This is a genomic window from Stenotrophomonas sp. PE591, from assembly GCF_018320795.1.
Taxonomy (GTDB): domain Bacteria; phylum Pseudomonadota; class Gammaproteobacteria; order Xanthomonadales; family Xanthomonadaceae; genus Stenotrophomonas; species Stenotrophomonas maltophilia.
Map to the genome: position 1 here is coordinate 19,372 of NZ_JAAOKO010000006.1, position 19,046 is coordinate 38,417.

Sequence of the window (19,046 nt, forward strand, 5' to 3'; positions counted from 1 at the left end):
CTCCTTCAGTGGGTGGCAGCGGCGGCATCCGCCATCAGCGGCTGGAAGCGGCGCAGGCGCAGCGCGTTGCCCAGCACGAACACGCTGGACAGGGCCATCGCACCGGCCGCGAACACCGGCGACAGCAGCACGCCCCAGACCGGGTACAGCACGCCGGCCGCTACCGGAATCAACCCGGTGTTGTAGGCGAAGGCCCAGAACAGGTTCTGCCGGATGTTGCCCAGCGTCGCCTTCGACAGCGCGATGGCATTCGGCACGCCCTGCAGGTTGCCCGACATCAGCACCACATCGGCCGATTCCACTGCGATATCCGTGCCGGTCCCGATGGCCAGGCCGACATCGGCTTCAGCCAGTGCCGGCGCATCGTTGATGCCGTCGCCGACGAAGGCGACATGGCCATGCGTGGCCTTCAAGCGGCGCACCGCCTCGACCTTGCCTTCCGGCAGCACCTCGGCCACCACTTCGTCGATGCCGAGCTGGCGCGCGATTGCCTGCGCGGTACCAGCGTTGTCACCGGTGATCATCGCCACCTTCAGGCCAAGCTGATGCAGTACCGCGATTGCGGCCGGCGTGCTCGGCTTGATCGGATCGGATACCGCGATGATTGCGGCCAGGCGGCCGTCGATGGCGGCATACAGCGGCGACTTGCCCTGGGTGCCCAGCTCTGCCGCCAGCGTCGCAAACAAAGTGATGTCCACGCCCAGGTCGCGCATGAAGCGATCGGCACCGACCTCCACCCGCGCACCATCAACGTTGGCACGCACGCCCATGCCGGTGACCGATTCGAAATCGACCATCGACGGCAGCGCGATGCCCTGCTCGGTGGCTGCATCGACGATGGCGCGGGCAATCGGATGCTCCGAGCGCGACTCCACCGCCGCCACCGCCGCCAGCACCGTGCCGTGATCAAAACCGCTGGCGATCTCCAGATCGGTCAAGCGCGGGCGGCCCTCGGTCAGCGTACCGGTCTTGTCCACCGCCACCACCTGCGCGTCCTTCAGCAGCTGCAGCGCCTCGCCCTTGCGGAACAGCACACCCATTTCAGCGCCACGGCCGGTCCCGACCATGATCGAGGTCGGCGTCGCCAACCCCATCGCGCACGGGCAGGCAATGATCAGCACCGCCACCGCATTGACCAGCGCGAAGCTCAGCGCCGGTGACGGCCCGAAGATCAACCAGACCAGGAAGGTCGCCAGCGCGGCCAGCATCACTGCCGGCACGAACCACAGCGTGACCTTGTCGACCACCGCCTGGATCGGCAGCTTCGAGCCCTGCGCCTGTTCGACCATGCGGATGATCTGCGCCAGCATGGTCTGCGCGCCCACCGCCGTGGCACGTACCGTCAGTGCGCCCTTCTGGTTGACCGTACCGCCCACCACGCTGCTGCCCGGCTGCTTCTCGACCGGGATCGGCTCGCCGCTGATCATCGATTCGTCGATGTAGCTGCGCCCTTCAACCACCTCGCCATCGACCGGCACGCGCTCGCCCGGCCGCACTTCCACCATGTCGCCGCTCTGCACTTCATTGACCGGGATGTCGACGGTGCGGCCGTCACGGATCACATGGGCGACCTTGGCCTGCAGATTGACCAGACGCTTGATCGCTTCGGAGGTACGGCCCTTGGCGCGGGCCTCGAGGAAGCGGCCGAGCAGGATCAGCGCAACGATCACTGCGGCCGCTTCGTAGTAGACGTTCACCGTGCCCGGCGGCAGCAGCCGCGGTGCAAAGGTCGCCACCACCGAGTAGCCAAACGCCGCGGCGGTGCCCACCGCCACCAGTGAATTCATGTCCGGCACCAGCCGCAGCAGTGCCGGGAACCCCTTCTGGTAGAAACGGCGGCCGGGAATGGCCAGCACCAGCAGGGTCAGTACGAACTGCAGGTACCAGCTGGCCTGCATGCCGATGGTGGCCATCACCCATTCGTGCATGCCGGGAATCAGGTGCGAGCCCATCTCCAGCACGAACACCGGCAGCGCCAGCGCGGTCGCCACGATCAGGTCGCGCTTCAGTTCGGCGCGCTCGGCATCCTTCTTTTCAGCGGCTTCATCATCGGACTGCACACCGGCCTCGATCGGGCGGGCGGCGTAGCCGACCTTGTCGATGGCCGCAACCAAGGCGGCCGTATCAGCCACGCCGCGCACGGTCGCACGCTCCGTCGCCAGGTTCACGCTGGCCTGGCTCACGCCTGGCACCGCCAGCAACGCGCGCTCCACGCGGCCCACGCAGGAGGCGCAGGTCATGCCGTCCACGGCCAGTTCAACGGTGGCGGGGGGCACGTCGTAGCCCACCCGCTCCACCGCCTGGATCAACGCGGCCCGATCGACCGGACCGGACGGGCGGATATCCGCGCGCTCGGTGGCCAGATTGACCGAAACACTGCCCACGCCTTCGACCCTGGACAGCGCCGCCTCGACCCGGCCGACACAGCTGGCGCAGGTCATGCCCTCGATGGGCAGGCTGATGGTGGCAGGGCTTGCGGGGGCTGCAGTGGCGCGGGGCGTGCTCATGATCGGATTCCCGGGGTTCCTTTTGGATGCGGACAGGCTAAACCTTGCCATCGTGGGAAGGTCAAATCCAGCCACCCCGGGGTTCATGATGGGGTTCATCCACGCATGGCGTGGAACTGCTGAGCGGACGGAGGCGCCAGGCGGATCAGGCCCGGCGCCCCCTGCGGGTCTGCTCAGAAGGTGAACACGTACTCCAACGCGAACTCGCGGCCGACCGCGCCCAGCAGGCGGGTCGGGGCGAAGTCGTAATCCAGCTTGTACGGGTCCTTGTGGTTCCAGCTGGCGGCGTTGAAGGCGTTGTTGACGTACACGTTTACCTTCGCGTGTTCGGTCACTTGGTAGCCCACGTTGAAGTTCCAGGTGATGAACGGCCCCACTCGACCGTAGTAGCGCGCCGTCTGCTGCCCGGCATTGGGGTTCGGGTTCGGCGAGCCGTCGGGACGTGTCGCCGGCTCCAGGCAGTTCAGCGACGGGCTGTCGCTGGGCACGTAGCCGTCGGCGAACGGAAGGCAGCCGCCGGGGTTGTCCAGGCGGTCGGTGCCCCAGTGGTAGCGCACGCCCGGCACCGAGCCCACGCGGTCGGCATAGACATTGGCATTCCAGTTGCCGCGCTGCCAGGCCAGGCTCGCGCGCAGCTTGCTGCGCAGGTCGCGGTCGCGGCGTTCCGGGTTCGGGTCGTTGGCGTAGCGCTGTTCCTTGGTCGAGATCTGGTTGGTGTAGTTCAGGCCCAGCTGGAAGCTGCCCCACTGCGCGGTTTCCAGGCGATAGCGTGCGGTCAGGTCGACACCACGTACTTCGCGGCTGGCCAGGTTGAACGGGCCGCGCTCGATCGACACCAGGCGGCCGCTGCCGTCACGGTTCACGCGGGCCAGGATGCCGGCGCAGTATTCGCCACCGGCCGGATTGGCCCATGGCGTGCCATCGATGTTCTTGCCGGTCAGGCAGCCGGCCTCGCTGGCCAGCACCTCATCGGCGCCGACGTCGACGATCATGTCTTCCAGCTTGATCGCCCAGTAGTCGGCACTGACCGACAGGTTCGGCATCACGTCCCAGACCAAACCGACCGTCCACGAATCACCGGTTTCCGAGCGCAGCAGCGGCGTGCCACGGCGGTTCACGTCGAAGGTGTACCAGACATCGGTGTTGCCCACGCCGCAGTTGTTGACCAGGTAGGCACCGCTCTGGATGCAGCGCAGGCGGTCATAGGTCTGCACTTCGGAGCTGCTCGGCTGGCCCAGCAGGTAATGCATGTCCGGCGCATGGAAGCTGGTGGCATAGGAGCCACGCACCAGCAGCGATTCAACCGGGCGCCATTCCAGGCCGACGTTCCAGGTGGTTTCCTTCTGGCTGCCGATGTTCAGTGCTTCGCTGCTGTCGTCGGCCTTGTAGTTGCCATAGCGGTCATAGCGCGCGGCCGCAGTGGCGGTCACACTGTCCAGCAGCGGAATCTTGAACTCGACGCCGGCCGAATAGCGGGTGCGCTCGCCGCCACCGCGATCGACGTTCTGCAGGTCGAAGTCGATGCCGGCACGTGGGTCAGGGCTGAGGTGATAACCCTGCTGCGCGACTTCAGCCACTGCGGCGAACGAGATCGGGCCGGCCCAGCCCTGGAACAGTTCGCCGGTGATATCGGCCGAGGCCTGGTTGACCCAGGACGCCGCACGGTTCTTCGCCACCGTACCCATCTGCCAGTACTGGTCCGGCGTCAGCGGATTCCACCAGCGCGATTCGTTCAAGGCGTAGATCGCCTCGCCATCGGCCGTGGTGCCCAGCTTCGGGCCGAGGAAGTAGTCGTACGACTTCTGCTTGTCGACCACGTTCTGCCGCTCTTCCACGCGGTAGTACGAGCGCCCCACCGTGGCGCTCCAGTCGAAGCGGTCAGCGAGGCGGCCACGCAGGCCGGCGCTCCAGTCCCAGGACAGTTCGCGGTTGGTGTTGCGCAACGTATCCAGCCCGCCAACCTCATTCGGGGTGAACTGGCGCACGCCAAGAATCGGACGGTTGCGGTTGGCGTCCCAGTAGTAGCCGTTGTCATCGTCGACCAGCGACACGCCGGGCGGATTGGTGCCCCAGATCGCTTCGGAGCGGTACACCGCCAGGTTGGTCCAGGCCTGCAGGTCATTGCTGAAATCGAAGGTGGCATACAGGTTGCCGGACACGTTCTCGGCACCGCCGGTGAGCAGCCAGTTGGCGTAGTCGGCGCTCATGCCGCACAGGCGGCCGGTGTTGGTGATGGTGTTGGCGGCGTAGTTGTAGACCAGTCGATCGGCGGTGTAGTACTCACTGCCGAACTTCTCGCAGGTGCCGGTGGGCGGCGCCAGGCGCTGGCCCGTGGTCGGATCGATCAACGCCAGTCCGGCGGTAGGACGGAAGCCGACCTTGCGTTGTTCCATGTTCCAGGACGGGTACGGCGCATCATCGGCGTCGTCCATCTGCGGGCGGTCACGGCCGAACAACGGATCGCGCTTGGTGTACTGCAGCGCGTAGGTCACGCTCCAGTTGTCACCGGTCTTGCCGCCGGCCCAGGACAGGTCCCAGGTGTCGCGCCCACCCTCGGTGGAGGTGCCGCCACGCACGCGCACTTCGTCGCCGTCGTAGTTGGTCTTCAGGATGACGTTGACCACGCCGGCGATCGCATCCGAGCCATAGATGGCCGAGGCGCCACCGGTCAGCACTTCGATGCGCTCCACCGCCGCGGCCGGAATGTTGCCGTAGTTGGAGAAGTTGGTTTCACCGCCATAGGGCAGCGGGTAGTCGGCCACGCGACGGCCGTTGACCAGCAGCAGCGAGCGGTTCGGGCCCATCCCGCGCAGGTTCAGGCCGCTGGCATTGGGCGTGTGCGATCCCCATTGCGAAGCGGCTTCGACGGTGCCGGTCGCTTCGGTGAGGGTCTTCAGCGCGTCGTACACGCTGACGAAGCCTTCCTTCTGGATCTGCGCCGCGGTGATCACGTTGACCGGTGCCGGGCCTTCGACGCTGGCGCGCTTGATGCGCGAGCCGGTGACGGTGACCGCGTCGAGATCCTTGGTGGATGAACTGGCGGCCTCCTGCGCGCTGGCAGCCAGGGGCAACAGGGCCAGGACCAGGGCCTGGGACAGCAGGTGACGACGCTTGCGGACGATCTGAGCCATGGGTGGTTGCTCTTCGAAAGTGTGGACGCACGGACGGGTGGTGGCGCGGCACTACAGCTGATCCGGGCACCTGGATCGGTTCAAGACCGTCCGACGCCCTCCCCTGTGGATCGATCCAAACTAAAGCACAGCTGAACCACGCCGGGCATGCGGCGATGCAGCAATGCCCGAGGGAATGCCGCTATCGGCCGCCGGCATCCAGAACAATCAAAGGGTTGCGAAACATCGCTGAGAGAACAGAGCACACGTCAATGACACGATCGCGACAATCGCGCGCGGAACGGATTTGTCCGGCGTAGGACAGCGCCGGGGTCGGATCCCCTCGCAGAGGGGCTCTGACCCGATTGCGTCGAGTGGGGTCAGAGCCCTTCTGCGAAGGGATCCGACCCCGGCCAGCTCTCAGCCGTCCAGCGCCTGTCGCAGCGCGGCCACGGTCGCGGTGGCGGTCTGGCTCCAGTCCGGGTCCAGTCCGCGCAGGTCCGGGTTCTGGAACTGCATCGCCGAGCGCCGCAGGCCTTTGGCTGAGGCGTGCAGTTCGGTGCAGCCGCTGCGTCGTGCGACGGCGGCGACATTGGCCGGGCCCAGCCCGGCGCCGGCCATCACCGTGATACGTCCCGCCGCCTGGGTGACCAGGCCCGCCAGCACATCGGCACCGGCCTCGGCACTGACCTGGCCGCCCGAGGTCAGCACGCGCTGGCAACCCAGTTCGATCACCTGTTCCAGTGCCGCCGGCAGATCGCGGGCGGCATCGAAGGCGCGATGGAAGGTCACCTGCAGCGGCCCTGCAGCCTGCACCAGTTCACGGCACAGCGCCACGTCGATGCCGCCCTGCACATCCAGCGCACCGATCACCACGCCATCGCAGCCGAGCGCGCGGCACTGCGCGATGTCACGCAGCATCAGTTCGGTTTCCAGCGCGTCGTAGTGGAAGTCGCCCGGGCGGGGTCGCACCAGCACGAACAGCGGAATCGACAGGCGTTCGCGCGCAAGCGCGATGGTGGCGAACGACGGCGTGGTGCCTCCCTCGGCCAGGTTGTCGAACAGCTCGATGCGGTCGGCGCCGCCGGCCTGGGCGGCCAGCGCCGAAGCCAGCGAGTTACTGGCAACCTCCAGGGTCAGCCGCGTGCTCACGCCTGGGTGCTCGTGTAGATCGACGGCGAGTCGCGCAGGTCATCCCGGCGCTGCGCATCGCACACGGCGTAGACGAAGCCGCGATGCAACGCGTAGGCGCCCACCTCGCCCTGCTTGTTCATGGCCAGGAAGCAGACCTGCAATGTCTTGCTCGCTTCGGGGCGCTTGCGCACCACGCGGTCGATGGCTTCACGGCAGGCCTGTGCCGGCGAGCGCCCCTGGCGCATCAGTTCGACCACCAGGAACGAAGCGGCGTTGCGGATCATCTCTTCACCCACGCCCGAAGCAGTGGCCGCGCCCACGTCGTTGTCGACATACAGGCCGGCACCGATGATCGGGCTGTCGCCGACCCGGCCGTGCAGCTTCCAGGCCATGCCGCTGGTGGTGCAGGCACCTGCAAGGTGGCCCTTGGCATCCAGCGCCAGCATGCCAATGGTGTCGTGGTTGTCGCTGTTGCCGGGAATACCACGGCGCTCGGCGTTGATCTGCGGCTGATACTTCTCCGTCTTCAGCCACTCGCGCCAGGCCGCTTCGGCCTGCGGCGTCAGCAGGTGCTTGCGCTCGAAACCCTGCTGCATCGCGAACTGCTGCGCGCCCTCGCCCACCAGCAGCACGTGTGGGCTGTTCTCCATCACTTTGCGGGCCACCGACACCGGATGCAGGATGTCGACCAGCGCGGCCACTGCGCCACAACGGCCATCGCCATCCATGATGCTCGCATCCAGGCTCAGCACGCCGTCGCGATCCGGATTACCGCAATGGCCGACGGTAGGGTTGCACAGCTCGCTCTCGGCCCAGCGTGCACCCGCTTCCACCGCATCCAGCGCGCTGCCGCCCTGCGCCAGCACCTTCCACGCGGCCTGGTTGGCCGGTACGCCGAAGTCCCAGGTCGACACCACCTTGGCCCCACCCTGCGTGTGCGCCTGCACGCCCGGCAAAGCCGCCATGCCTGCGGCCAGTGCACCGGCCTGCAGGAACTGCCTGCGATCCACCATCTTCCCCTCCCAGTCTGCAATGCACGGCCGGCCCGATGCCGACCCTGCCGATCAGTCGTGCGTGGGCTGCCGTGCGGCGTGCCAGACCGCTGCGCCGAGCACGCCCAACTGGCCGTGCTCCACTCGCCATACCGGCACCTGGCGCAGCACCTCGGTCAGCACGCCCTTGTTGAGGAAGCGCTCACGGAAGCGGCCATCGGCCAGGAAATCCTGCACATGCGCGGAAATACCTCCGGCGAGGTACACCGAGCGCGCACCGACGGCGATCGCCGCGTCGCCGGCCAGGCTGCCCAGCCAGGCACAGAACACCTGCAGCGTTTCCACCGCCAGTGCATCCTCGCCGCTGCGGGCGGCACCGATCAGCGCCTCGGTACTGGTCCACACCGGGGTGACGCCGCGCAGCTCGCACAGGCACGGGTACAGGTTCATCAGGCCACTACCGGACAGCACGCGTTCGTTGTCCACGTGCGGCCAGCGCTGCAGCAGCTTGCCCAGCACCTGCAATTCCAGCGTGTTGCCGGCGCCGAGCGCGGCATGGCCGATCTCGCTGGCCAGCACCGGGCGCTCGCCGTCGGCAAAGCGCAGTGCGGCGCCCAGGCCGGTACCGGCACCCAGCACCAGCGCCGGGAATGCCTGCGCCGGATCAGCATCGCCGTTCAGCGGCACCAGCGTGTCCGGCCGCAGATAGGGGATGGCCAGCGCCACCGCCTCGAAATCGTTGATCAGCTGCAGTTCGCCCAACCCGGACTGCGCGCGGGTGGCCGACAGCGAAACCGTCCATGGCAGGTTGGAATTGATCAGCACATCGCCATCGAGCAGGCCGGCAATGGCCACCACCGCGGTCTGCACCGTCTGGCCAAGGCCGGCGGTGAAATCGGCCAGGATCGCCGCCAGGCTGGGATGCTCGGCGCAGGCATAGGTGCGATGGCTGCCCAGCAGCGGCGCCTGGCCGGGTTGGGTTTCAGCCAGCGCAAGGCGGGCGAAGGTGCCGCCGACATCGGCAACGACCAGACGGCGTGGAAGACCGCCGCGGGCGGAGTCGGAGGAAACCGGGGACGCTGCTGCGATGGTCACGCTGGCCTGCTTGGATCGATTGAATCGCCCCGATTCTCAGGCATCGGGGCGGCTTTGCCTAGCGCGCCGATGGTTCAGGTTGGCCTACATGCCTTCCTGTTCGGCCACCTGCACACCATCCACCAGCACGCGCAGCCGCTGCGGGCGGAAGCCGGCGAACAGCAGCGGCCGGGTGCGCTCGACCAGCACTTCATGGCCGGCGATGTGGCGCAGCCACGACTGTACCAGCGAGAACGAAAAGTGGGTGCCCGGATGCAGCGGGTGCTGCACCCAGACCGTCTCGGTGGCGCTCTGCAACTGCATCGCGCCGGTGAACCAGTGGCGGCTGAGGGTCACCGGCGTGGTGCCGGCCATGAAGCGGATATCCATGCGGGGTCCTTTCGCGTTGGGCAGCGGCGCCGTGGATCAGGGCTGGGCAGTCTGCAGGCTGTAGCTGGTGCTGGCGGTGAACACCGCGCCGTCGGGCTGGGTCGAGCGCACCTCGACCTTGTGGCTGCCCACGGCCAGATCGGTCGGCAGCGCGCCACGCCACAGGTGCGGCGATGCGGTGGCCTCCGGCGAGCGGTCGTAGCCACGCAGGCTGATTGCAAGATCGTCGGCCACGTTCTCCACCATCAGGCGCGGATCGGGTTGGCTGACCTGCTTCATCGGCTGCCAGGCGCCACCATCGACGCGGTACTCGACCACGCTGGCATCCTCACCCATGTAGACGTTGGCATAGATGCCCCAGGCCGGGTAGGCGCCCTGGCGCAGCACCTTCGGCGCATGCAGGCCGATCTGCTCGCTGGCCGGTTTTCCGGCCACGCGGTACTGCAGTCTGTAGCTGCCATTGCCGGCCACGTCGAGCAACGCATAGCCCTTCGGCGTGCCATCACTCATGGTGCTGTCCGGCACGCCGGCGGCATTCTTCACGCCTGACCAGAACGCACCGCAGTTGGCACCCACGTTGTACTCGTGCAGCGGCTTTTCGCCGTTCCAGCCCTCGGCCTTGCCATGGTAGACGTGCTGCTGGGTGTGGCTGTGGCCGCTGAGCACCAGCACGTTGCGGAAGTCCTTCAGCAGGTCGAACAGGCGCTGGCGGTCGGCATGGCGGAAGGTCTCGCGCCCCGGCGCCGCGTCGAACAGCGGGATGTGCATGCCCAGCACCAGCAGGCGATCCTTGTGCAGGCCCTTCAGGTAGCTGGCGAGGAAGGCGAACTGGTCTTCGCGCAGGCCGCCGATGTACTTCGGCTTGGCCTTGGGGTCGTACACCACGTCGTCCAGGAACACGAAACTGGCGCCGCCCTCTTCCACCGCGTAGGTGTCCGGACCGTAGAAGTTGCGCCAGCTGTCCAGCGAGTGTTCGTCGCTGGCCGCATCGAAGTCGAGATCGTGGTTGCCCGGCACGTGGAACCACGGTACGCCAAGTCCGGTGGTGACCTTGTTGATCGCCGGATACAGGGTCAGGTCATCGTTGACGATGTCACCCAGGGTGGTGCCCATGCGCGCCTTGGTCTGTCCCACCAATGGCGCGACGATCGCCTGCTGGTAGTAGCCGATATCCTTCAGGCTGGCGGTCTGCGAATCGGTGAACACCAGCATCTGGAAGCCGCGCCGACTGTCATGGCGATCCGACTGCAGGGCGAAATCCCAGTTGCGGGTGACGTCGCTGGTCGCGGCGATGCCGCCGTACTTCAACGCCGGCGAACCGTTCGGGCGATAGTGCCGCCAGAACGAAGGCAGGCCGTCGGCCGCTTTCGGGAAGGAATACGCATCGGGCTTGATCACGAACACGGTCTGGCCATCACGCACCGGCAGGCTGTAGCTGCCGTCTGCAGCCGTCTTGACGATGGCCTCGCCGTTGGAGACCTGCACGCCGGCCAGGCCCGGATCGGTCGCACCGCGGCCGGGTTTGCCGTCGCGCTCCAGATAGACCTTGCCGGTGACCACGGTGTCCGCGGCCCAGGCCGGCGAGGTCAGCAACAGGCAGCACAGCCAGGCGGCAGGCAGTTTCATGGGCGGTCCGGGTAAAGAAAGACCGCCTATTGTAGATTCCGTTGATGACATCGCGCACGCGATGACGCATGCCGGTAGTGCCGGCCGCTGGCCGGCAGCCTCATGAACGTCGGGCATCCGGGGCTTGCCGGCCAGCGGCTGGCACTACCACACGTCAACGATGGCGTTTTTCCAGCACCGCGCGCGCATCATCCAGCGACAGCCCGCGCGCGCGCAGCAGCACCAGCAGGTGGTACAGCAGGTCCGAGGCCTCGCCCAGCAACGCCTCATCATCCTGCGCCACCGCCGCCAGGGCGGTCTCCACGCCCTCCTCGCCCACCTTCTGTGCGATACGGCGGATGCCGCCCTCGAACAGGCTGGTGGTGTAGCTGCCCGGCGGGCGTTGCGCCTCACGCATCGCCACCAGCTGGCCCAGCCCGCCCAGGAAATCCTTCGGCGCCTGGTCGAAGCAGCTCTCTGCACCGGTGTGGCAGGTTGGCCCCGCCGGCCGTGCCATCACCAGCAAAGTATCGGCATCGCAGTCGACGCTGATCGACTGCACCACCAGTACGTTGCCGGACTGCTCGCCCTTGGTCCACAACCGCTGCTTGCTGCGGCTGAAGAAGGTCATGTGGCCGATGGCCAACGTGGCCGCCAGCGATTCGGCACTCACATAGCCCAGCATCAGTACCTGCAGGGTATCGGCATCCTGCACCACCGCCGGCAGCAGGCCGTCGCCCTTGCTCCAGTCCAGCGCCTGCAATGCGTCCAACGACGGCCTGACTTCAATAGACATCCCGCACCTCGATCTGCTGTCCGCGCAGGTAGCGCTTCAATTCCGGAATGGCGATGGCGCCGCTGTGGAACACGCTGGCGGCCAGCGCGCCGTCGACGTCGGCCTGGTCGAAGGCTTCGGCGAAGTGCTCCATCTCACCGGCACCGCCCGAGGCGATCAACGGTACCTGGCACAGTGCCCGCGCCTGTTGCAGCTGCACGACATCGTAGCCACGGCGCACGCCATCGCTGTCCATGCAGTTCAGTACGATCTCGCCCGCGCCACGCCGTTGTGCTTCGACGATCCAGTCCAGGGTGCGCAGCGGCACCGCCTGGGTCTTGTCCGGATCGCCGCTGAAACGACGCACCCGCCATTGCCCGTCGGCCTCGCGCACCGAATCGACGCCCACCACCACGCACTGCACGCCGAACTCGTCCGCCAGCTCGGTGATCAGCTCCGGGCGCCCCAGCGCCGGCGAGTTGATCGACACCTTGTCGGCACCGGCAAACAGCACGCGGCGCGCGGTTTCCACACTGTCGATGCCACCGGCCACGCAGAACGGAATGTCGATCAAGCGTGCGATGCGCTCGATCCACGCCACGTCGACCGAACGCGCCTCGGGGCTGGCGCCGATGTCATAGAACACCAGCTCGTCCGCCCCCTGGTCGCGATAGCGCTGCGCCAACTCGGCGATGTCGCCCATGTCGACGTGGTCGCGGAAGCGCACGCCCTTGACCACGCGGCCATCGCGCACGTCCAGGCAGGGAATGATGCGGCGGCTCAACATGCCAGTGCCTCCGCCAGGTCCATGCGCTGCTCCAGCAGTGCCTTGCCGAGAATCGCACCGCCGCAGCCGGCGGCACGCGCCTCGGCCACATCGGTCACGTCACGGATGCCACCGGAGGCCTGCACGGCCACGCCCGGCAGCAGCGCCGACAGGTGCTGGTAGAGGCTGATGTTGGGCCCGGCCAGCATGCCGTCCCGAGCGATATCGGTGCACAGCAGGTGGCGCATGCCGGCGCGCGCGTAGCGCTGAGCCAGCTCATCCAGGGTCACCCCGGCGTTCTCGGTCCAGCCGTGCACCGGCAGCTGCCACTGCCCCTGCGCGTCCTGGCGCGCGTCCAGCGCAATCGTGATGCGCTCGGCGCCGAATTCCTCCAGCCAGCCGACCACTTCATCGGGGCGACGCACCGCCAGCGAGCCGACCACCACGCGACCGGCGCCGGCATCGAGGATGCGCGCCACATCGTCGCGGCCGCGCACGCCACCGCCGGTCTGCACCTGCAGCGATGTCTGCGCGCGGATCGACGACAGCAGCGGCGCCAGGGTGTAGCCACCGGCGCGCGCAGCGTCCAGATCGACCAGATGCATCCACTGCGCACCCTGCGCGGCGAAGGCCTGCGCGCGCGGCAACGGATCATCCCCATAGGAGGTTTCCTGCGCGTAGTCGCCCTGGCGCAGCCGCACCACGCGGCCATCGCGGATATCCAGCGCGGGGTAGACGATGAAACTCATGCAGCAGTGCCCTCGAGAAAATTGCGCAGCATCAGCGAGCCGGTCTCGCCGGAGCGCTCGGGGTGGAACTGTGCGCCGTAGTAACGCCCCTGCTCCACCACGGCGGTGAACAGGCCGCCGTGGTCGCAGGCAGCGACGGTGTGGGTATTGAGGGGGGCCGCGTAGCTGTGCACGAAGTAGGCGCTGGCACGCTCCGGCACGCCGCGCAGCAGCAGCGATTCGCGCAGTGGCAGCAGGCGGTTCCAGCCCATGTGCGGCACCCGGATGCCGCAGGCCGGCACCAGCTTGCGCACCACGCCGGGAATCAGGCCCAGTGTCTCCACACCCGCTTCCTCGGAGCGCTCGAACAGCAGCTGCATGCCCAGGCAGATGCCCATCAACGGCACCTCCAGTTGCTGCAGCGGTTCCACCAGGCCCTGCGCATGCAGGCGCTGCATGCCGGGACCGGCGGCGCCGACGCCGGGCAGGATCACCCGCTGCGCACCGACCAGACCGTCCGCATCGCGCACCAGCCGCACCGTCGCACCCAGGCGCTCCAATGCGTAGCGCACCGAGCCGAGGTTGGCGCCGCCGGCGTCGATCAGCGCAACGTCGCTCACAGCGCCCCCTTGGTGGAAGGCAGCGCGGTGCCCTGGCGGGCCAATGCCGGGCGCAATGCGCGCGCCAGCGCCTTGAAGCAGGCCTCCACCTTGTGGTGATCGTTGTCGCCGCGTACCTGCAGGTTGAGGTTCAGGCCGCTGGCATCGCACAGCGAGCGGAAGAAATGCGGCACCAGCTCGGTCGGCATATCGCCCACGCGCTCGCGCTTGAACTCGCCCTCGAACACGAAGTAGGGGCGGCCGCTGAAATCCAGTGCGGCGCTGGCCAGCGTCTCGTCCATCGGCAGGGTGAAGCCGTAGCGGCCAATGCCGCGCTTGTCGCCCAGCGCCTCGCGCAGGGCCTGGCCCAGGGCCAGCCCGGTATCCTCGATGGTGTGGTGTTCGTCGATGTGCAGGTCACCCTCGGCCTGGATGTCCAGCGCGAAGCCACCGTGCTTGCCGATCTGTTCCAGCATGTGGTCGAAGAACGGCAGGCCGGTGGAGATGCGTGCATCACCCGCGCGATCCAGGTCCAGTTCGACGCGGATCTTCGTTTCTTTCGTGTTGCGCTGGACCACGGCGGTGCGCGGCGCGTCGGCCAGCGCATGGGCAATGCCCGGCCAGTCCCACTGACCACCGAACTGCTCGGTGCGCAACTGGAAACCGCGGATGTTGAGGTTGTCGGCAAACTGCAGGTCGGTGATGCGATCGCCGACCATGCCCGAACGCGCCCAGTCGATGCTGCGGTCCTGCAGATAAGCCGTCATCAGTCCGATGGCCGGCTTGCGGGTCGGCGCATTGTCGTGCGGCCAGCTGCAGTCGATCAGCACGTCACGGAAGGTGATGCCCTGGCTCTCGAAGATCTGCAGCATCAGGTCGTTCGGGCCATCGAAGCTGGCACGCGGGTAGCTGTCGGTGCCGAGGCCATCCTGGTTGGTGACGATCACGAACTGGTAGCCGGCATCCCGCAGTTTCAGCAGCGCCGGGATCACCTGCGGCACGAAGCGCAGCTTCTCGTAGGCATCGATCTGGAAGTCGGCCGGCTCCTCGATGAGGGTGCCGTCGCGGTCGATGAACAGGATCGGGGTCATGCTGCGGCCCTCCGCGCCGACAGGGCCGCGAGCACGCGGTCATTCTCTTCCGGGCTGCCGATACTGATGCGAAGCGCATCGCCCAGCTGCGGCGCGGCGCGCTGGTCGCGCACCACCACCCCTGCAGCAAGCAGCGTATCGAACGCCGCCTGCGCATCGGCGAAGCGGACCAGCAGGTAGTTGCCGGACGAGGCGTACACCCGGCGTACACCGGGCAGGCTGGCCAGTGCCGTTCGCAGGCGTTCGCGCTCGGCGATGACCGTGGCCACGCGCTCGGCGGTGCGTGCCAGCGCGGCCGGCTGCAGGGCCTGCACGGCCAGTTCCGCGCACGGGGTCGGCACCGGATACGGCGCCTGGCAGCGGCGCAGCACGGCAATCAGCTCTGGGACCGCGATCAGCGTTCCAATGCGCGCGGCCGCGAGTGCGTGTGCTTTCGACAGCGTGCGCAGCACCGCCAGGTTGGCGTGCGCGGCCAGCAACGTGGTCGCCGACGGACGCTGCGCGTACTCGACATAGGCCTCGTCCACCACCACCAGTGCCTGCCCGCGCAACGCAACCGCCACCCGTTCGAGCTCGTCCAGGGCGATATCACTGCCGGCCGGGTTCGACGGTGCGCACAGGAACACCAGCTTGGCATTGCGCGCCCTGGCGGTGTCGATCACCGCATCCAGATCGGCGCGCAGGCCATCCTCGCTGTCCACCAGCGGCACTTCAATCAATGCGGCGCCCTGCAGGCGTGCGCAGACGGCGTACATGCCGAACACCGGCGGCGTGACCAGTACGCCATCGCGGCCCGGCACGCACAGGGCACGCACCAGCAGATCAATGGCTTCGTCGCTGCCGCGACCGATCAGCAGCTGCTGTGGCGTCACGCCGTACAGCGCCGCCAGTCCCTCGCGCAATGCCAACGGCTGCGGTTCGGGATAGCGCCGGCTGCTGCCCGCGGCATCAGCGGGATTGGCCCAGGCCGATTCATTGGCGTTCAACCAGACCTCGCCCTGCACCGCCGCACTGCGCGCCGAGCTGTAGCCGGCGAAGGCCTGCAGATCCGGGCGAACCAGTGCCAGCACATCATCGATAGCCGCGTTCATGCTGCCACCTCCATGCGCACTGCGACCGCACGTTCATGTGCATCCAGGCCTTCGGCACTGGCGATGATGCGCGCGCAGCCGCCAATCGCTGCCAGGCCGGCGGCGCTGGCGCTCTGCACGCTGATCAGGTTCTGGAAGCTGGCCACACTGACACCACTGTAGGCACGTGCGGCACCCGCGGTGGGCAGCACGTGGTTGGTGCCGCTGCAGTAGTCGCCCAGTGCCTCGGGGGTGTAATCACCCAGGAACACCGAGCCGGCCGCCTGCACCTTGTCCAGCCACGCACGCGGATCACGCAATGCCAGGATCAGGTGCTCCGGTGCATAGCGGTTGCTGATCGCGAAGGCTTCGTCCAACGAGTCGACCTGGATCAGCCGCGAGGCCGACAGCGCCTGGCGTGCGATCTGCTGGCGCGGCAGCAAGGCCACCTGGCGCTCGACTTCGGCCTCGACCCCCGCCAGCATCGCGGTATCGTCGGTCAGCAGCAGCACCTGCGAATCCGGGCCGTGCTCGGCCTGCGACAGCAGGTCGGCGGCGACGAACGCCGGGTTTGCACCTGCATCGGCAATCACCAGCACTTCGGAGGGACCGGCCGGCATGTCGATGGCGGCGGCGCCGTCCTGTGCGACCTGCTGCTTGGCTTCGGTCACGAAGCTGTTGCCCGGCCCGAACAGCTTGTCACAGGCCGGAATGCTGGCCGTGCCGTAAGCCATCGCAGCGATGGCCTGGGCGCCGCCCAGCTTGAACACGCGCTGCACGCCGGTCAGGCGTGCGGCCACCAGCACCGCAGGATCGGCCGTGCCGTCGGCGCGTGGCGGCGTGCACAGCACCACCTGCGGGCAGCCGGCCAGCTGCGCGGGCACGCCCAGCATCAACGCGGTGGACGGCAGCGGTGCGCTGCCGGCCGGCACGTACAGGCCGACGCGGCCGATCGGCCGCAGCATGCGTTCGCAGACCACGCCCGGCGCGGTTTCCACCGCATACCCCGTACCCATGCCGGCGGCGTGGAAGCGGGCGATGCGTTCGGCAGCTTCGACCATCGCCTGGCGCAGTTCGGCGGGGACGGCGGCATCAGCCGCTGCGAACTCGGCTTCGCTCACTTCGAACGATCGCAGCTCGACACCGTCGAAACGTGCGGTGATCGCACGTAGCGCATCGTCGCCCTGCGCGCGCACCTGTGCAATCAGCGTCGCCACCGCGTCGCGGGTCTGCTGCGCCACGGTCTGCACCGGGCGGGTCAGTGCCCCACTGCGCGCGGCCTCATCAAGTCGGGACCAGATCAGACGGTTCATGCCAGCGACCGCTCCACGCTCAGTACCATCAAGCCCTGCGCGCCGGCGCGCTCGAGTTCCTCCATGCGCTGCCAGCTCAGCGGGCCCGGGCACATGGTCTGCAGGCGCAGTGCGCCGCCGTCGGCCGGCAGCCGCACCAGCGGCTCGGCATCGGCCAGCAGCTGCGCCAGCGCGTCGACGCGATCCTCGCTGGCGCGGAACATCAACAGCTTGCGGTCCTGGCGCTGCACCACGCCGTCGAGGCGGCGCAGCAGCATCGCGCGCAGCGACGCACGCGCATCATCCGGCACGCGCACCGCACCGGCCAGCACCGCCTCGCTGTCGAGCAGGTTGTGCACCGGGGTCAGCTGGTTGGCGCGCAGCGTGGCGCCGCTGGAGACCAGATCGCAGATCAGGTCGGCGGTACCCAGGCGCGGGGCGATTTCCACCGACCCGGACAGCTCGACCACCTGTGCGTCCACGCCCTGTTCGGCCAGCCATTGCTTGAGGATGGCCGGGTAACTGGTGGCAATGCGGGCACCGGCCAGCTGCGCCGGTCCCTGCCACTGCCACTCCTCGGGTACCGCCAGCATCAGCCGGCACTGGCCAAAGCCCAGTCCGCGCAGTGCCTGGTAGGCATCCGGCAGGCCGATCTGGCGACGTGCCGCAGCCTGCTCGTCCAGCTCGTTGCGGCCGACGATGCCGAGGTCGCAGACGCCGTCGGCGATCAGGCCGGGGATGTCGTCGTCGCGCACCAGCAGCAGGTCCACCGGCAGCGATTCGCCGTAGCAGAACAGCTTGTCGCGGCTCTCGCGCCAGCTCAGGCCACAGGCACTGAGCAGGTTGCGGGCGGGCTCGGCCAGCCGGCCACTCTTCTGGATGGCGATACGCAGCCGGTCTCGTGCCGGCGCTGCCTGGGTTGCACTCATGGGGGAGGTCTCGAAGTTCGGAACGGGGCGCGGATCAGCGCGAAGCAAGGCGGTCGATGGCGGCGGCATAGCCTCGATGGCCATGCTCGAGCGTTCGCGCCACCCGTCCGGTGGTGGTCACGCTGACCCCGGTGCGCTCGTGGATCTCGCGATACGGCACGCCCTGCTGCAGCAGCGGCACCACCTTCCAGCGGTCGGCCATGGCTTCCAGCTCGGCCGGTGTGCACAGATCGCGCAGGAAGGCCTCGACCTGTTCCGGCTCGCGCAGGGCGGCAAAGGCCCGGGCCAGGGCTTCAAGGTCGGCCTTCGGGTCTTTGGCGGCAATTTCGGGGCGGGCTTTCACGGGGTCGTTTCCATGCATCAATGTAATAGCGCGCTAGTACATTAGCGCATTCTTGCGCAGTGCGTCAAATCGAGGATTGAGGGGGCGGCAGGGCTGCTGCCCTGCACCCGCCAAGAGCCAGAGCAAAAGCAAATGCTGATTTCCTGAGCGTTGGCGGGGAGGGTCCGGTGGCAGGGGACGCCGTAAACCCATCCGTGGGGGCTTGGTCGCGGCATCCATGCCGCTCACACCCCTGCCACCGAACCCTCCCCGCCTTCGACAGTTGGCCGCGATCTGCTGGATCTCGCTGGGAAAGTGATCGAGAACGGCTTTTGTAGAGTCGAGCCATGCTCGACTGCGCTTCGTTCAGAAACGCAGAACGCCCACCAGAAGGTGGGCGTTCTGCTTTCAAATCAACAACCTGGCCCGACTCAGGGCAGGCAGTGCACCTCGGCCTGCAGCGCCCCGCGCCGCAGGCATTCGCCGAACAGGCTGCCCTGCCGGCTCGGCAGGGACTGGATGTTCTGCAACACCCCTCCGCCCGCCGGGCACTTCCGCAAAGCCAAGGCCTGCAGGTCAGCCTCAAGCTGCGCACGGTCGATCACGTGGCAGCGGTCAACCTGCAGCCGGTACCGTGCCGGGCCCATCCGGGCACTGCGCAG

17 protein-coding genes are annotated in these 19,046 nt (G+C 67.8%); all 17 read right to left on the bottom strand.

The genetic code is table 11. The features are described from left to right. Window positions 1-5: 5 nt before the first annotated feature. Window positions 6-2,507 (bottom strand): heavy metal translocating P-type ATPase, encoded by a 2,502-nt coding sequence (locus JLDANKMP_RS14880; RefSeq protein WP_212561522.1) that lies wholly within the window; start codon window positions 2,505-2,507, stop codon window positions 6-8. A gap of 173 nt (window positions 2,508-2,680) precedes the next feature. Further along, on the bottom strand, window positions 2,681-5,638 hold the full coding sequence (locus JLDANKMP_RS14885; protein ID WP_212561523.1) for a TonB-dependent receptor: 2,958 nt from the start codon (window positions 5,636-5,638) through the stop codon (window positions 2,681-2,683). Window positions 5,639-6,037: 399 nt separating this feature from the next. Continuing rightward, window positions 6,038-6,769 carry a copper homeostasis protein CutC gene (locus JLDANKMP_RS14890; protein ID WP_012480042.1) on the bottom strand — a complete coding sequence of 244 codons (732 nt, stop codon included), beginning with the start codon at window positions 6,767-6,769 and terminating at the stop codon, window positions 6,038-6,040. Further along, complete coding sequence (locus JLDANKMP_RS14895; RefSeq protein ID WP_212561524.1) at window positions 6,766-7,764, bottom strand: N(4)-(beta-N-acetylglucosaminyl)-L-asparaginase; 999 nt, start codon at window positions 7,762-7,764, stop codon at window positions 6,766-6,768. Before JLDANKMP_RS14895 ends, JLDANKMP_RS14890 begins: the two co-directional genes overlap by 4 nt. A gap of 51 nt (window positions 7,765-7,815) precedes the next feature. Continuing rightward, on the bottom strand, window positions 7,816-8,838 hold the full coding sequence (locus JLDANKMP_RS14900; protein WP_212561525.1) for a glucokinase: 1,023 nt from the start codon (window positions 8,836-8,838) through the stop codon (window positions 7,816-7,818). 84 nt (window positions 8,839-8,922) lie between these two features. Continuing rightward, window positions 8,923-9,207 (bottom strand): hypothetical protein, encoded by a 285-nt coding sequence (locus JLDANKMP_RS14905; protein WP_012480039.1) that lies wholly within the window; start codon window positions 9,205-9,207, stop codon window positions 8,923-8,925. Window positions 9,208-9,243: 36 nt separating this feature from the next. Continuing rightward, window positions 9,244-10,833, bottom strand: a complete 1,590-nt coding sequence (locus tag JLDANKMP_RS14910) for a calcineurin-like phosphoesterase family protein (protein WP_212561526.1) — start codon at window positions 10,831-10,833, stop codon at window positions 9,244-9,246. A gap of 154 nt (window positions 10,834-10,987) precedes the next feature. Further along, on the bottom strand, window positions 10,988-11,608 hold the full coding sequence (gene hisIE, locus JLDANKMP_RS14915) for a bifunctional phosphoribosyl-AMP cyclohydrolase/phosphoribosyl-ATP diphosphatase HisIE (RefSeq protein WP_012480037.1): 621 nt from the start codon (window positions 11,606-11,608) through the stop codon (window positions 10,988-10,990). Beyond that, on the bottom strand, window positions 11,598-12,374 hold the full coding sequence (hisF, locus tag JLDANKMP_RS14920; protein ID WP_212561527.1) for an imidazole glycerol phosphate synthase subunit HisF: 777 nt from the start codon (window positions 12,372-12,374) through the stop codon (window positions 11,598-11,600). Before hisF ends, hisIE begins: the two co-directional genes overlap by 11 nt. Then, entirely contained in the window at window positions 12,368-13,102 is a 735-nt protein-coding gene (gene hisA, locus JLDANKMP_RS14925; RefSeq protein WP_005409430.1) for a 1-(5-phosphoribosyl)-5-[(5-phosphoribosylamino)methylideneamino]imidazole-4-carboxamide isomerase, read from the bottom strand. Before hisA ends, hisF begins: the two co-directional genes overlap by 7 nt. Then, window positions 13,099-13,701 carry an imidazole glycerol phosphate synthase subunit HisH gene (gene hisH / locus JLDANKMP_RS14930; protein WP_005409429.1) on the bottom strand — a complete coding sequence of 201 codons (603 nt, stop codon included), beginning with the start codon at window positions 13,699-13,701 and terminating at the stop codon, window positions 13,099-13,101. The genes hisA and hisH overlap by 4 nt, the downstream gene beginning before the upstream one ends. Then, window positions 13,698-14,771, bottom strand: coding sequence for a bifunctional histidinol-phosphatase/imidazoleglycerol-phosphate dehydratase HisB (gene hisB, locus JLDANKMP_RS14935; protein WP_111687211.1), 1,074 nt, complete (start codon window positions 14,769-14,771; stop codon window positions 13,698-13,700). The genes hisH and hisB overlap by 4 nt, the downstream gene beginning before the upstream one ends. Further along, entirely contained in the window at window positions 14,768-15,862 is a 1,095-nt protein-coding gene (hisC, locus tag JLDANKMP_RS14940; protein ID WP_099479038.1) for a histidinol-phosphate transaminase, read from the bottom strand. Before hisC ends, hisB begins: the two co-directional genes overlap by 4 nt. After that, complete coding sequence (hisD, locus tag JLDANKMP_RS14945) at window positions 15,859-17,154, bottom strand: histidinol dehydrogenase (protein ID WP_212561528.1); 1,296 nt, start codon at window positions 17,152-17,154, stop codon at window positions 15,859-15,861. The genes hisC and hisD overlap by 4 nt, the downstream gene beginning before the upstream one ends. Further along, window positions 17,151-18,062, bottom strand: a complete 912-nt coding sequence (gene hisG / locus JLDANKMP_RS14950) for an ATP phosphoribosyltransferase (RefSeq protein WP_012480030.1) — start codon at window positions 18,060-18,062, stop codon at window positions 17,151-17,153. The genes hisD and hisG overlap by 4 nt, the downstream gene beginning before the upstream one ends. Before the next feature lie 34 nt (window positions 18,063-18,096). Beyond that, on the bottom strand, window positions 18,097-18,405 hold the full coding sequence (locus JLDANKMP_RS14955) for a YerC/YecD family TrpR-related protein (RefSeq protein ID WP_005416326.1): 309 nt from the start codon (window positions 18,403-18,405) through the stop codon (window positions 18,097-18,099). Between the two features lie 410 nt (window positions 18,406-18,815). Continuing rightward, a complete protein-coding gene (locus JLDANKMP_RS22305) occupies window positions 18,816-18,989 on the bottom strand; it encodes a hypothetical protein (RefSeq protein WP_249336952.1) in 174 nt (57 codons plus the stop codon). Between the last annotated feature and the right edge of the window lie 57 nt (window positions 18,990-19,046).

What these genes read in the sequence shown, in the direction of transcription:
- hisB (WP_111687211.1), bottom strand. Translation starts at nt 14,771, where the DNA reads ATGACCCCGATCCTGTTCATCGACCGCGACGGCACCCTCATCGAGGAG.
- JLDANKMP_RS14910 (WP_212561526.1), bottom strand. Translation starts at nt 10,833, where the DNA reads ATGAAACTGCCTGCCGCCTGGCTGTGCTGCCTGTTGCTGACCTCGCCG.
- JLDANKMP_RS14905 (WP_012480039.1), bottom strand. Translation starts at nt 9,207, where the DNA reads ATGGATATCCGCTTCATGGCCGGCACCACGCCGGTGACCCTCAGCCGC.
- hisA (WP_005409430.1), bottom strand. Translation starts at nt 13,102, where the DNA reads ATGAGTTTCATCGTCTACCCCGCGCTGGATATCCGCGATGGCCGCGTG.
- hisG (WP_012480030.1), bottom strand. Translation starts at nt 18,062, where the DNA reads ATGAGTGCAACCCAGGCAGCGCCGGCACGAGACCGGCTGCGTATCGCC.
- hisC (WP_099479038.1), bottom strand. Translation starts at nt 15,862, where the DNA reads ATGAACGCGGCTATCGATGATGTGCTGGCACTGGTTCGCCCGGATCTG.
- hisD (WP_212561528.1), bottom strand. Translation starts at nt 17,154, where the DNA reads ATGAACCGTCTGATCTGGTCCCGACTTGATGAGGCCGCGCGCAGTGGG.
- hisIE (WP_012480037.1), bottom strand. Translation starts at nt 11,608, where the DNA reads ATGTCTATTGAAGTCAGGCCGTCGTTGGACGCATTGCAGGCGCTGGAC.
- hisF (WP_212561527.1), bottom strand. Translation starts at nt 12,374, where the DNA reads ATGTTGAGCCGCCGCATCATTCCCTGCCTGGACGTGCGCGATGGCCGC.
- JLDANKMP_RS14895 (WP_212561524.1), bottom strand. Translation starts at nt 7,764, where the DNA reads ATGGTGGATCGCAGGCAGTTCCTGCAGGCCGGTGCACTGGCCGCAGGC.
- JLDANKMP_RS14885 (WP_212561523.1), bottom strand. Translation starts at nt 5,638, where the DNA reads ATGGCTCAGATCGTCCGCAAGCGTCGTCACCTGCTGTCCCAGGCCCTG.
- JLDANKMP_RS14880 (WP_212561522.1), bottom strand. Translation starts at nt 2,507, where the DNA reads ATGAGCACGCCCCGCGCCACTGCAGCCCCCGCAAGCCCTGCCACCATC.